Source organism: Pseudomonas marincola (genome assembly GCF_900682675.2).
Taxonomy (GTDB): domain Bacteria; phylum Pseudomonadota; class Gammaproteobacteria; order Pseudomonadales; family Pseudomonadaceae; genus Aquipseudomonas; species Aquipseudomonas marincola.
In genome coordinates, this window is the sequence record NZ_LR215729.2 from 3,481,282 (window position 1) to 3,495,073 (window position 13,792).

General features: G+C 57.8%; 11 protein-coding genes. 8 read left to right on the top strand and 3 right to left on the bottom strand.

Features of this window, described 5'->3' with window-relative positions; translation table 11 throughout:
• Positions 1-37: 37 nt before the first annotated feature.
• Positions 38-565, bottom strand: coding sequence for a winged helix DNA-binding protein (locus PMYSY11_RS16220; RefSeq protein ID WP_150547440.1), 528 nt, complete (start codon positions 563-565; stop codon positions 38-40).
• A gap of 254 nt (positions 566-819) precedes the next feature.
• Between PMYSY11_RS16220 and PMYSY11_RS16225 the strand changes: the two genes are divergently transcribed.
• The 5 genes from PMYSY11_RS16225 to PMYSY11_RS16245 all read left to right on the top strand — a co-directional run bounded on the left by PMYSY11_RS16225 (position 820) and on the right by PMYSY11_RS16245 (position 5,326).
• On the top strand, positions 820-1,581 hold the full coding sequence (locus PMYSY11_RS16225; protein WP_150547441.1) for a 5-oxoprolinase subunit PxpA: 762 nt from the start codon (positions 820-822) through the stop codon (positions 1,579-1,581).
• Positions 1,578-2,282: a 5-oxoprolinase subunit PxpB gene (gene pxpB / locus PMYSY11_RS16230; protein WP_150547442.1), complete on the top strand. Its 705-nt coding sequence runs from the start codon at positions 1,578-1,580 to the stop codon at positions 2,280-2,282. Before PMYSY11_RS16225 ends, pxpB begins: the two co-directional genes overlap by 4 nt.
• Positions 2,279-3,196, top strand: a complete 918-nt coding sequence (locus PMYSY11_RS16235; RefSeq protein WP_150547443.1) for a 5-oxoprolinase subunit C family protein — start codon at positions 2,279-2,281, stop codon at positions 3,194-3,196. The genes pxpB and PMYSY11_RS16235 overlap by 4 nt, the downstream gene beginning before the upstream one ends.
• A gap of 27 nt (positions 3,197-3,223) precedes the next feature.
• Entirely contained in the window at positions 3,224-4,015 is a 792-nt protein-coding gene (locus PMYSY11_RS16240; RefSeq protein ID WP_150547444.1) for a putative hydro-lyase, read from the top strand.
• Between the two features lie 84 nt (positions 4,016-4,099).
• Positions 4,100-5,326, top strand: a complete 1,227-nt coding sequence (locus PMYSY11_RS16245) for an NRAMP family divalent metal transporter (RefSeq protein ID WP_069899552.1) — start codon at positions 4,100-4,102, stop codon at positions 5,324-5,326.
• A 74-nt stretch (positions 5,327-5,400) separates the two neighbouring features.
• Here the strand turns inward: PMYSY11_RS16245 and PMYSY11_RS16250 are convergent, their stop codons facing one another.
• A complete protein-coding gene (locus PMYSY11_RS16250) occupies positions 5,401-5,943 on the bottom strand; it encodes a YaeQ family protein (RefSeq protein ID WP_069899553.1) in 543 nt (180 codons plus the stop codon).
• 94 nt (positions 5,944-6,037) lie between these two features.
• On the opposite strand from PMYSY11_RS16250, the gene PMYSY11_RS16255 reads away from it, so the two are divergent.
• A complete protein-coding gene (locus tag PMYSY11_RS16255) occupies positions 6,038-7,237 on the top strand; it encodes a CaiB/BaiF CoA transferase family protein (RefSeq protein WP_150547445.1) in 1,200 nt (399 codons plus the stop codon).
• A 117-nt stretch (positions 7,238-7,354) separates the two neighbouring features.
• Positions 7,355-8,068: an endonuclease gene (locus PMYSY11_RS16260; protein WP_069899555.1), complete on the top strand. Its 714-nt coding sequence runs from the start codon at positions 7,355-7,357 to the stop codon at positions 8,066-8,068.
• Positions 8,069-8,106: 38 nt separating this feature from the next.
• On the opposite strand, the gene gtfA is transcribed toward PMYSY11_RS16260, so the two are convergent.
• Entirely contained in the window at positions 8,107-9,549 is a 1,443-nt protein-coding gene (gene gtfA, locus PMYSY11_RS16265) for a sucrose phosphorylase (protein WP_150547446.1), read from the bottom strand.
• 808 nt (positions 9,550-10,357) lie between these two features.
• Between gtfA and PMYSY11_RS16270 the strand changes: the two genes are divergently transcribed.
• The gene (locus tag PMYSY11_RS16270) at positions 10,358-13,738 is read left to right on the top strand and encodes an autotransporter outer membrane beta-barrel domain-containing protein (protein WP_150547447.1); all 3,381 of its coding nucleotides are present in this window, start codon (positions 10,358-10,360) and stop codon (positions 13,736-13,738) included.
• Positions 13,739-13,792: the final 54 nt, after the last annotated feature.

The window sequence follows — 13,792 nt, forward strand, 5'->3', positions numbered from 1 at the left end:
TTCCAGATGAGCTGCAGCAGGTTAAACCGCGCAGCTTTTACAAAGAGGTGGCGGCGCGGGCGGCTTGGTCATAAAGGCCGGACAAGGCGCGCAGCATGCCCGCGAGGCGATGAATCTCCTCGGGGTCGATATTGAGGTTTTCGAAGGGTACGATCAGGCACTCCTGACGGATCTCGGTGTACACGGAGCAGAGTTCATGACCTTTTTCAGTGGTCTGATAGAACATCTCTTTGCCCTGCTTTTCTCCGCCGACCAGCCCTAGCTTGCTGAGTTTTTTCAGCGCGTAGGTCACGGTGTGAGTGTCTTCGATATTCAGCAGCAGGCAGATATCGGCCTGGCGCTTGGCCCGGCCGCGACTGGTCAGACTGTGCAAAACCATTACGTCGAGCGCGTTCATCTCGATGCCACCGGAGGCTTTCATGCAGCGCTCCATCCAGCGCATGAACGCATTGCCCGCAATGATCAGGCCGAACTCCATTTGCGAGAGTTCCTGCGACTGCTCCGCAAGGTGGCTGGAAGCCACAATTGAAGTGCGCGAATTACGAGAGGCCTTGCCGTCAGTCATCTGAAGTCCGTCGTTGCTGGTTAGATCGCCGAAATACGCAGTTTATTCACGAATTTATCGCCACTCCGCAGCGCTGGGCTCAAGAGTTGAATAGGCGCGGCAGGCAAGCATACAACAAAGCATTTGGCCTGCGAGTTCACCGTTCGGATGAATGGCAAGAAAAATACATTGACGTTTTATTGATAATTTATCATCGTTTTGTCACATAAAGTCCTGTCCACTTGATGGACATCAATAATAAACACAGGATTTAGATGATGAGCGTGCGACTCAATTGCGACATTGGTGAGAGCTTTGGTGCATGGCAAATGGGCCTGGATGCTGAGGTGATGCCCTTCATCGACTGCGCCAACATTGCTTGCGGCTTTCACGCCTCCGACCCCAGCATCATGCGCCGCACGGTTGCGCTGGCGGTTGAACACGACGTGCTCATTGGCGCTCACCCGGCTTACCCCGATCTGGTCGGTTTCGGCCGCCGCTCAATGGCCTGCTCACCCACAGAAATCGAAAACATGCTGCTCTACCAAATCGGCGCGCTTGAAGGCATGTGCCGCGCCGAAGGCACGCAGGTCGGTTACGTCAAACCGCATGGTGCGATGTACAACGACATGATGCGCAACCCGCAATCACTGCGCGCGGTCATGCAGGCCGTCGCCCGCTATAACCCCGAACTGCCGCTGATGCTGATGTCGACCCGTGACAACAGTGCCAGCCAGGCGCTGGCCGATAAAATCGGTATCAGCCTGTGGTTTGAAGTATTTGCCGACCGCGCATATGACGCCGCCGGCATGCTGGTATCGCGCGCCCAGCCCGGCTCGGTGCATCACGACGCCGCAACCATTATCAAGCAGGCCACCGATCTGGCCACCGGCACGGCGCTGACCGCCAGCGATGGCAGCAGCTTGACCCTGCGCGCCGACACCTTGTGCGTGCATGGCGACAACGCCGGTTCCGTCGCCGCCGTGCGACAGATTCGCGCCGCCCTGAGCGCACTGCAGGGAACTGCAAAGGCATGAAGTTAGCCATAGAAGTGGTGGCTATCGACACCTTGATGCTGCGCTTGTTTGATCAGATCGAAGAGTCCAACATGCCCTGGCTGCTGGCGGCCGCCGAGCGCCTGCGCGACGTATTCGCCGACAAGCTGTTGGAACTGGTGCCCTCCTACACCACCCTGCTCGTGCAATACGATCTGACGCAACTGGATGACCAACAAGCCCGCGGGTTGATCAAACAAGCCCTCACTGACTTGTCCCCGCAGGCGGCAACTGCAGGGCGCGAACAGCAAATTCCGGTGTGGTACGACACCAGCGTCGGCCCTGAACTGGCAGCCATCGGCAGCCGCAGCGGCCTCGGCGTTGCCGGCGTCATCGACTGCCACAGCCAGCATGTGTATCAGGTATTCGCGCTGGGTTTCGCGCCCGGCTTTGCCTTTATGGGGCTGGTTGACGAGATCATTGCCAGCCCGCGCCTGAGCACACCCCGCCAGCAAGTGCCCGCCGGAAGCCTGGGTATTGCGGATCGCCAAACAGCGATCTATCCGCTGCAATCGCCGGGCGGCTGGAACCTGATCGGGCGCAGTCCCACGCGCCTGTTTGACCGTGAACTGAATGGCTACAGCCTTTTGCAGCCAGGCGACCGCGTGCGTTTTGTCGCGGTAGACCGGGCCGAGTTCGTGCGTTTGGGTGGCGACGACACACCATTTGAGGTGAAGCCATGAGCCTGTTGATTGAACGCAGTGGCGCCCTCGCTAATCTGCACGACAGCGGCCGCGTCGGTGTTCGCCATCTGGGCGTGACACAAGGCGGCGGCGCCGACTGGATTGCCCAGAACTGGGCCAACTGGCTGCTGGGTAATTCGCTCAACGCCGCCGTGATCGAGATTACCCTCGGCAGCCTCGAACTGCTGGTTGAGCGCGATGCGTGTCTGGCCCTTTGCGGTGCGGATCTTGGCGCGCAACTCGATGAGCAAAACATCAAGCCGTGGCGCAGTTTCAACGTACGGCGCGGCCAGCGTCTGCGCTTCAATAATCCGCTGCAAGGTGTGCGCGCCTATCTGGCCGCACCCGGTGGGTTCAGTGCACCGCTGGTACTCGGCAGTTGTTCCAGCGTGCGCCGTGATCAACTCGGCGGCCTGCACGGTGACGGCCAACCACTTAGCAATGCCGACCGACTGAACTGGAACGCCACACAGGCCCCAAGCCCGCGCGATCTCGACGCCAGCCAGATTCCGCAACGCCCGGAGAACAGCAACCTGCCGGTAATTCTTGGCGCGCAGATTGCCGATTTCAGCGGCCAGAGCCTGTTCGATGCCTTCAACAGCACCTGGACAGTTGACCAACGTGCGGATCGCATGGGCGTACGTTTGCTCGGGCCAGCGCTGCGCTGCGAGCGCCAGCAAATGGTCTCGGAAGGTGTGCCACTGGGCGCCATTCAGGTGCCAAGCGATGGCCAGCCGATTGTGCTGCTCAACGACCGGCAAACCATTGGCGGCTACCCGCGCCTCGGTGCACTGACTCCTGCAGCCGTGGCGCATCTCGCGCAATGCCTGCCGGGCACCGAGTTGCAATTTCGGCCCATGGCATTGGCAGAGGCGCAGCGCCAGCACCGCCTGTTGTTGGCGCAATGGACCTGACCGCACACACGCAGAGTATTTAGCCACATGCAGCCACTCAACACGCAAAGCCCCGAACAACTGCGCCAGCTGATTCGCGCGGGGCAGTTCAACGGTCCAACAGCCGGGCTGGCCGCAGGATTTGCTCAGGCTAACCTGCTGATCGTCAAACAGGCGCAAGCCTATGACTTTCTGCTGTTCTGCCAACGTAATCCACAAGCGTGCCCGCTGCTCGATGTCACCGATGTGGGCTCGGCTATCAGCCAATACGCGGCGCCTGGTGCAGATATTCGCAGCGATCTGCCGCTCTACCGCCTCTATCGCCACGGCGAGTTATGCGAGGAAGTGAGCGATATCAGCGCTCACTGGCAGGACGACATGGTGGCGTTTCTGATCGGCTGCAGTTTCAGTTTCGAAAGCGCGTTGCTGGCCAATGACGTGCCCGTGCGCCACATCGAAGATAACCACAACGTGCCCATGTACATCAGCAATCGCCAGTGCCGCCCAGCCGGGCAGTTCAGCGGGCCGATGGTTGTGAGCATGCGGCCGATGCCCGCCGACAAGGTGGTACGCGCCACACAAGTCACCTCGCGTTTCCCCGGCGTGCATGGCGCCCCCGTGCACATCGGCGACCCCGCAGCACTGGGCATCACCGACATCAATAAGCCGGACTTTGGTTGTGCTTCGCATATCCGCGAAGGCGAAGTACCGGTGTTCTGGGCCTGCGGTGTGACCCCGCAAGCGGTGGCGATGCACAGTAAGCCCGAACTGGCGATTACTCACGCGCCAGGCCACATGCTGATCTGCGATCTGCGCAACGAACAGCTCGGCGTGTTTTGAGCCACCGGCCCTGAACCAACAAAACAATTCGAAATTCCTAAGCTAAAAAACGCCCTGCCAAACTCCAAAAAAAAGAAGGTATTCATGCAATCCACGGCAAGCACTCTCAGCACCGCTCCCGAGCAACAGCGCAGCGTCATGCGCGGGGCGATATTCATCATGGCCACATCCTCGATTGGCCCGGCGTTTCTCACCCAAACCTCGTTGTTCACCGCCAAATACATGGCCAGTTTCGCCTTCGCGATTCTGGTTTCGCTGCTGATCGACATCGGTGCTCAGCTGAATATCTGGCGGGTGCTCAGCGTCTCCAATCTGCGCGGCCAGGATGTCGCCAACAAGGTCTTGCCCGGCGTCGGGCATTTGGTTTCCGGCTTTATTGTGCTCGGCGGCATTGCCTTCAACATCGGCAACATTGGCGGCGCAGGGCTGGCGATGAATGTGTTGTTCGGCGTGCCGCCAGTCATCGGCTCGCTGATTGCAGCGGTCGGCATCATTGGCATTTTCATGCTGCGCAACGCCAGCAGCGTGATGGACAAAGTCATGCAGGTGCTGGGATTGGTGATGCTCTGCATGATCGGCTACGCCATGCTGCAGTCCAATCCACCGATCATGGAAGCCTTGTCGCAGAGCATCAATCCGGATGATCCGCTGCTTCTGCTGCTGCCCATCGTCACACTGGTTGGAGGCACCGTGGGGGGTTATATCTCGTTCTCTGGCGGCCACCGTCTGGTCGATGCAGGTATCACCGGCGTTGAGAATGTCGGCGCCGTTACCCGCGCCGCCGTGATCGGTATTGCCACCACCGGCGCAGTACGGGTTTGTTTGTTCCTCGCCGCCCTCGGTGTCGTCAGCCAGGGCCTGATACTCGACCCGGGCAACCCGGCAGCCTCGGTGTTCTCGCACTCGATGGGCACCATCGGCTACAAGGTATTTGGCGTGGTCCTGCTCGCAGCGTCCGTCACTTCGGTCATTGGCGCGGCTTACACCACGGTCAGCTTCATGTACTCATGGCATGCAGGCATCAAGCGTCACAGCCAGCGCATGGTAATCGGCTTTATCGCCTGCTCGACGCTGATCTATAGCCTGGTCGGCCAACCGGTCAAGGTACTGGTCGTCGCCGGCACACTCAACGCACTGGTTCTGCCTCTGGCACTGGGCTGCATTCTGATTGCGGCAAAGAAGCCGAGCATTGTCGGCACAGACTACAAGCACCCGAACTGGATGCTGGCCTTTGGCATCCTCGCGGTCATCGCGACCTGCGTAGGTGTGGTGCTGTCGTTCGATTCGTTCGTGAAATTCTGGATGTCTTGAATACGCAGCGCGCAAACTAAAAAGGCTTGGCGGGATTTCCTCGCCAAGCCTTTTTATTGTTCACAACAAACCCGTTAGCCGCGTTCGCCGATCAGCCATTCCAGCGGGATTTCATGCTGGCCGCGCTCGTCGGTGATGAACATTTCGCCGTCGCTGATCATCACACTCCAGCTCAAGGCGCGCGGCATATCCAACGCCAGGTTGGCCAGCGCCTCCTGATCGAGGGCCACCACATTGATGTTTTTCAAGCTGCGAACCGGGTCGAGGCATTTGGTTTGCCAAACGCGCAAATTACCGTAGGCGATCAGGCTGAAACGCTCTGTACGACGCGAGCACCAGGTCATGCGTTCGCTGTCTGGCTGGCCGACTTCAATCCAGTGCAGCACACGGTCGTCCAGGCTCTTTTCCCACAACGCCGGCTCATCAACATCAGACAAGCCACGGCCAAAGCTCAGTTGCTCGTGATAGAACAAGGCATAGGCAATCAGGCGGGCGGCAAGGCGCTCCTCGGTCTCGGAGGGATGCTTGGCGACAGTGAAACGCAGGCTTTCGTAAACGCTGCGGTCCATGTCCGTGATGTTCATGTCAATTTTGTAGGGTGTGGATGGCAGGGCCATGTGCAGGCTTCTTGATTGATCAAATAGGCGGCAAGTCTACCCGATGCAGCTTGCGCACGTTAGAGTCACGTCCATCGTCTGATGGGTGGAAACCATGAACCTGCCAACCAAACCCCTTGCGGGGCTGAAAGTTATCGAACTGGGCACGCTGATCGCGGGCCCGTTTGCTTCACGTATTTGCGCCGAGTTTGGCGCGCAGGTGATCAAGGTCGAATCGCCGGATGGCGGTGATCCACTGCGTAAATGGCGCAAGCTTTATGAAGGCACTTCGCTGTGGTGGTTTGTGCAGGCGCGCAACAAGCAGTCGATCACCCTCAACCTCAAACACGAGCAAGGCCGCGAGGTGCTGAAAAAGCTGCTGAGCGAGGCTGACATTCTGATTGAGAACTTCCGCCCCGGCGTGCTGGAAAAACTCGGGCTGGGCTGGGATGTACTCCATGCGCTCAACCCGAAACTGGTGATGGTGCGGCTTTCTGGTTTCGGCCAGACCGGGCCGATGAAGGATCAGCCGGGTTTTGGCGCGGTCGGTGAATCCATGGGCGGGCTGCGCTATATCACCGGTTTTGAAGATCGCCCGCCGGTGCGCACCGGCATCTCGATTGGCGATTCGATTGCCGCACTGTGGGGCGTAATCGGCGCACTGATGGCCCTGCGTCACCGCGAAGTCAATGGCGGCGAGGGCCAGGTGGTCGATGTGGCGTTGTATGAGGCAATATTCGCGATGATGGAAAGCATGGTGCCGGAGTTCGATGTGTTCGGCTTCATCCGCGAGCGCACCGGCAACATCATGCCGGGCATCACGCCCTCCTCCATCCACACCAGCAGCGATGGCAAACACGTGCAGATCGGCGCCAACGGTGATGCCATCTTCAAGCGCTTCATGCAGGCGATTGGTCGGCAGGATCTGGCCGAGGACGCGACACTTGCCAACAACGATGGTCGCGATGCTCGCCGTGATGAAATCTACGGAGTCATTGATCGCTGGGTCGCGGCGCACTCCCTCGACGAGGTGATGGCCGCCCTGAATGCTGCCGATGTACCGGCGAGCCGGATCTTTTCGGCGCAGGACATGTTTGCCGACCCGCAATTTCTTGCTCGCGAGATGTTCCTCAGCGCCAAATTGCCCGACGGCAAAGACTTCAAGATGCCTGGCATCGTACCCAAGCTATCCGACACGCCGGGCAGCGCCGAATGGGTGGGGCCAGAGTTGGGCGAACACAATGAGGCGGTACTTGGCGCACTGGGTTACGACGCCAGCGCAATTGCCGAACTGAAAGCCAACGGTGTGCTGTAACTGCGCCAGCGATCACACCCTGGCCCAGCCGATGCCCTTACTGGCAGCGAAGCCTAATTGCCAGCATTGGCATCTGGGTCAGGGTTGGTATGATGCAACGCTTTTGGACCCAGCCACATGCTTGTTCGCGCTGCCATCGCGTTGTTTTGCATCACCTTTTTCTCCTTTGCTTACGCCAATCCGCCACGCACATTCAGTGAAGCCAAGAAAATCGGCTGGAAGCTTTATGCGCGCCAATCGGTGGAGTTTTACTGCGGCTGTAAATTCACGGGCAATCGCGTCGACCTGAAAAGCTGCGGCTACAAACCGCGCAAGAATGCCAAGCGCGCCCAGCGAATCGAGTGGGAACACATTGTCGCGGCGTGGGAAATTGGCCACCAGCGTCAGTGCTGGCAAAAAGGCGGCCGCAAGAACTGCTCGAAAAATGACGATGTCTATCGCCTTGCCGAAGCCGATCTTCACAATCTGGTACCGGCAATTGGCGAGGTCAACGGCGACCGCAGCAACTTCACCTACGGCTGGCTGCCACAAAAGCCCAGCCAGTACGGCGCCTGCCCGGTGGTGGTCGACTTCAAGGCCCGCAAAGCGATGCCACGCCAGAAGGTACGCGGCATGGTCGCGCGCACTTACCTGTACATGAGCGATCGCTACAAGCTGCGGCTGTCGAGCCAGAATCGCAAACTGTTCAACGCCTGGAACAAGGCGTACCCGGTGGAGCCATGGGAGCGCCAGCGCAACCAACTGGTGGGCTGCGTGATGGGCTGGGGCAATCCGTATGTAGGCAAGGTCAATCAGCAGGCTTGCAGCAAACAGCTGCTGGGCACGCTTTAGAACCTGTTACAAAGGACGCGCGCCCTCTGCATGGCTAATCAGCAGTGCATTTCCAGCTCACAACAGCCGTCGACATCACGGTAATCAATGCGCGCGGTTTTGTTGATCAAATCCACGCTCAGGCGGCAATAGTATTCGCCGTGACGCCAGCCCATCACCACAAAGCTGTCGCGTGACGAGTTGAGTTCGAAACGTCCCTGAAACGCCGGGTAATCGCTGCGAAAGCGCATCAGCGCCAGCAATCGCTGCACCACGGGTTTGCACATGGCGCTGTCGACTTCATCAAGGCTGAAAAACTCGCGATTGATATCCCGCGCCTCGCTGGTTCGCTCCATCAGTTCGTAATCGTTACGCCCGGCCAACAGCCCGACGTAATAGACCTGCGGAATGCCGGGCGTGAAGAACTGGATGGCGCGGGCGATGATGTAGGCATCATCGTCACACAGCAGCGCCTCATAGAAGGTGCAGGTGAGCTGATAGATAGCGCCGACACTGTGCACGCTCACCGCCGAGCGGCGCATGATCGGATCGGCGCTGCGCTGCGAAACATCGTCGATCAAGGCTTTGATCTGATCGTCCGGCAGCACGCCTTCGACATCTGGAATGCAGATGCCGTCATGGGTATCAAGCAAGGTGATTTGATTGCGCGGGCACATGCGCAACCAGTTTTTCAGATACCGGCTGTCCGCCATCAACAGGCAATGCAGCACCAGCGGCGGCAATGCAAACGCATACGGGCGCATGCCACGGCGTGAAATAGCATGCTGATAACTGAAGTGATCGTGCACTTCGGGCAGGGTTTCAGCGCCATATTTCTGCGTGGTGTCGCGGAACCACTCAAGAATCCGATAGACCTCTGGTTCGACCAGAAAGCAATTACTGCCGATGCGTTTGGTGGTGTAGCCGAATGCATCGAGGCGGAACAACTTGACCCCTCGCGCCACCAAAAAGGCGATGTATCCCTCCATCAACTGATAGGTGTGCGCCGAGGTGTAATCGAGATCAATCTGCTGCTCGGTGAAGGTGCACCAGACCCGACCGCGCTCGCCATTGGCAAACTCGACATCGCGAAACGGCTCCTTCTCTTTGCGGATGTGGATCAGCGACAGATCATCATGGCTGATCTCACCGAGTCGATCGACCTGCACAAAAAGGTCGGCGTAGGCAGAGGCCTGGCCATTTTTCAGGAAGTCCTGAAACTCGACGGACTCATCAGAGATATGGTTGATGGTCACGTCGAGGCACAGGTCAAAGCGCGAACTTATGCGCTCAACGTCGGCCCAAGTGCCAAAGCTCGGATCAACCTCGGTGTGGGTCAGCGGCGAGAAGCCGTTATCCGCATTCGACGGATACAGCGGCAAGATATGCACGCCACCAATCGCGTCACTCAGGTGTTTGTCGATCACTTGATACAGGTCGCCGAGATTATTTCCCAGACGATCGGGGTAGCAGATGAGCTGAACCTGGTTGCGCAACGCCATGGCAATGTCCTTCAGTTATCGACTGTCTTTGCCACACCCTAACAAGGTTTCACCCGCACACCCTACCGGTTTTAGGTTGATAAACGCCCAACGAGTGCCGTCATGGGCTGCTTCGGCTTACTCACAGCATCAAAAAATGCAGCGCAACGTATCCGTCACGCGGTGCGCAACGCGTAGTGAAAAGACGCCGCACGCTGTTTTCTATTCACCCCACGATCCACGCTTTGGCGCGAAGAAATGTCGGAAAACGTTTCAGGTGCCCGTAAAAGCATTGAGAACGCCAGCATTTAATCTGGTCTGCACATCATCACCCGCAGCTGTATTGACTCAGATCAACAGCCCATCTCCCAAAATGATACACAGTGCGCACGTGTTTTTATTGACGCCATTTAATTGCCATATCGGTTCGATTGATTCGTGCGAACAATCAGCAGCAATAAGGCAGGCAGCGTCGATGTCGATCAAGTAGCGAGAGTTACGACGACACACAACAATCCATCAACTCATAGAGGCAGAAGTGAACAACCAGAATCGCAACACACGCTTGAAATCAATCACCCTCCTGTCACCCGGCTGCTTCCGACTCCTCTGAGGTCGAACCGCCCGCTGCGCAACCGCGCAATACCGTCGCGCTCTTGAAGCGACCACCGGCTGGTCATCACCACGCCCCTCCACCGAATCGAGTTACAGCTTGAGGCTCCGCCTCTGCGCTGCAGCCTGCATTCCGCTCGATACAGCATCCGCATGGAGCGTCGTGCTGCTCATTGAGACCGGAACCCTTGACCATCTACATGGAGGTCACACCGCTATGAATATTTTACGCCCCTCGGTTGTGTCTAAACCCGCCGCAAATCTCAAGTTAATCGCCGTCGCTATTGCGTTGGCTGTGAGCGGAGTCAGCCAAGTTGCTGTTGCAGGCTCATGCACGACTTCCAGCGCCGGCAGTTGGACATGCAGTGGCGCAGCCGATCCAACCACCGACAGCTTTATCCATATAAGCGAAAGCGGCAGCTTGGATCTTATGATGGAAGATGACTTCGGCCTGAATGTGGACACCCCGGAAGCGGCCATCTTGGGCGTAGTCACGCCCGGCAGCACAGGCGATCTGGTTATCACTCAGGGCACTGGCACCATTACCCAAAATGGTACGGGCACTGCGGTAGGCGGCCGAAATGAAGGCACTGGGAATGTCATCATGAACATCGGCGCGCAGGGTGACACAGGAACCAGCGGCAGCCTGTATGCAGACGCCCAAGGCGGCGGGGACATTACGCTGAATGTTTACAAGTCTGTATCCAGCAAGGGTTACAACGCAATTTCAGCCAGCACCACGGCCAACGGCAATATCAATATCTACGCCGCCGAAGATATTGACGCGATGAATACCAACTCAAACAGTAGTCGCGGTATTTTAGCCACTGCCGACGAAGGTAACGTCGATATAAAGGCTGACGGCAATGTCAGCGGTCAAGCTGGCGGCGTCTATGTCACAGGCGGCAAGGATGTGAACATCGACATTAACGGTGATGTGACCTCTGGAGTGACCTCACTTGCGACTGCTGGCGTGGGCGTCGCCAATAACACCGGCAGCACTTCGGTTAACGTTCAGGGCGACGTGACGTCTCACACGGATGATGGTGTCATGCTCTATGCGCATTCAGGCGCTGGCAGCCAAAGCGTGCATGTAGGCGGCGATGTAACCGCAACCGATGGCGGCGGCGTAGCCGTTACGAGCACTGGTAGCAGCGAAGCCATCAACATTGCAGTTGATGGCAATGTGACCGCTAACGATTTCACACATGGCGGTATCTATGCATTTCAGGACAACGGCTCAGGCGATATTCATGCAACAGTCGGCGGCGATGTAACCACGACTGATGGCCGCGGTTTTACCCTGTATGCGGATCGTGGCGGCGACGTGACCGCACACATTGACGGTGATATTAATGCCAAGACAGATGGGGTCTACGCAGTCTCAAACAACAAGGACTCCTCTGCTCATGGCGACGTCAACGTTTCAGTTGGCGGCGATATCAACGCCGGACGCCATGGCATTAGAGCCACTTCAAATGGTTCAGTAAACGTGCAACTAGGTGGCAACGTTACAGCTGGCGATGCACTCGGTATCTCTGCCACATCCACAGATCAAGGAAGCGAAGGCGGTATCACCATTGAAGCGATGGGTGATGTCACGTCCGGCACCTCCTCCAACGCAAATCCTGAGTGGACCATCTACGCCGATAATCAAGGCACTGCAGATTCTTACATCCGTACGCAAGGTGATGTCACCGGAGGCGATGTTGGCATTAAGGCCAACTCTGGCGGTGATGTTGTGGTGGATGCGCATGGTCTGATCTCAGGCGACAGCGGTGTCGCCGTCGACATGACCGGCGTGAGCGGCGCGTCCACCTTGATGCTCAGCGATAACTGGGCTCTTTCAGGCCAAGCCCAAGCTGGTAATGGCACCAATGATGTTCTGCAATTGGCGGGCAATACCGATTCCGCGCTGGACTTGAGCACTGTCGGCGACACCGGCAATGCCAACGGCATCATTGGTTTTGAAAACCTGTTGAAAACCGACAGCGCCACATGGACGCTGAGCGGCGAGCAAACCCAAGGCGGGTTCGACTCGGTAACGCTGCAAAACGGCACAACCGTTTTGAACAACGCCACCTTGTTGGCCACCGGCTCGCCTGTGGATATCCAGCAAGCCGCCACCCTGCAAACCAATGGCAGCTCAACCATCAATGGCAGCGTCAATAACAGCGGCACCATGAGTTTTGACTCAACACAGCCCGGCTCGACACTGACCATCAATGGCAACTACACCGGCAACAATGGTTTGCTGCACTTCAACACTGTGCTGGATGACGACAACTCTCAGACCGACAAGCTTGTCGTACAAGGCGACACCGCTGGCACCACTAACGTGGCTGTCACCAATGCAGGTGGCACTGGTGCCTCGACTCTTAATGGCATTGAGCTGATTGATGTCGGCGGCCAGTCGAACGGCGAGTTTGTCCAGCAAGGCCGGATTGCCGCCGGTGCCTATGATTACAGCTTGGTACGTGGGCAGGGCGGCAACGCCAACAACTGGTATTTGAGCAGCCAGGTAGCCGACCCGATTGCACCGCTAACCCCGACTGTACCTCCATCCACCCCAGAACCGGGCACACCGTTAACGCCAACGGTCCCTCCGGTAATCACAGAACCGAGCACACCACCCGCTCAGCCGGAGATGATCCTGCGGCCGGAAGGTGCAAGCTACAGCGCCAACCTGGCAGCAGCCAATACCCTGTTTGCCATGGACATGCATGACCGCATCGGCTCCAGCACTTATGTGGATCCAACAACAGGCGAGCACAAACGCAGCAAATTGTGGCTGCGCACTGAAGATGGCCACGGTCATTTCAACGACAGCAGCGAGCAATTGCGCACCCACAACGACCACACAGTGGTGCAGTTGGGCGCTGATCTGTTTGGCGGCAGCTTCAACGGCACCGACAAATGGGAAGCTGGTTTGATGGCAGGCTACGGCACCAGCGAGAGCGAGTCGCACTCCAAAATCACCGGCTACTCATCCAAAGGTGAGGTCAGTGGTTACAGCGTGGGCGGTTATGCAACCTGGTTTGCTAACGCAAATGAGCAAACCGGCGCATATGTGGACACATGGGCACAATATGGCTGGTTTGATAACCGCGTTAAGGGCGACGGTTTGCAGGCGGAGCATTACGACTCCAGCGGTCTGACTGCATCGATCGAGTCTGGCTACACCTTCAAATTGGAAGGCGAGCAGCATGACTACTTCGTACAGCCCCAGGCGCAGTTGATCTATATGGGCGTGACAGCCGACAACCACACCGAGCATAACGGCACCCGAGTGCGCGATGCACAGGACAAGAACGTGCAGACTCGCCTTGGTGCGCGCGCCTCCATGCGCAGCAAGATCAAGCAAGGGCTCGAGCCGTTTGTGGAAGTGAACTGGCTGCATAACAGCAATGAGTTTGGCAGCAGCCTCGACGGGGTCACTGTAAGCCAGGACGGCGCACGCAACATCGGCGAAATGAGCCTGGGCCTCAGCGGCAAGGTAGGCAAGAACGTCGAAGTCTGGGGCAAGATGACCCAGCAGATCGGTGAGGATGACTACCGCGACTCGGCAGCTACTGTTGGGTTGAAGGTTAACTTCTGATCACACCTTAAAAACTGCAACCATAAAAAAAGGCCAGCTCCCTTCGGGACTGGC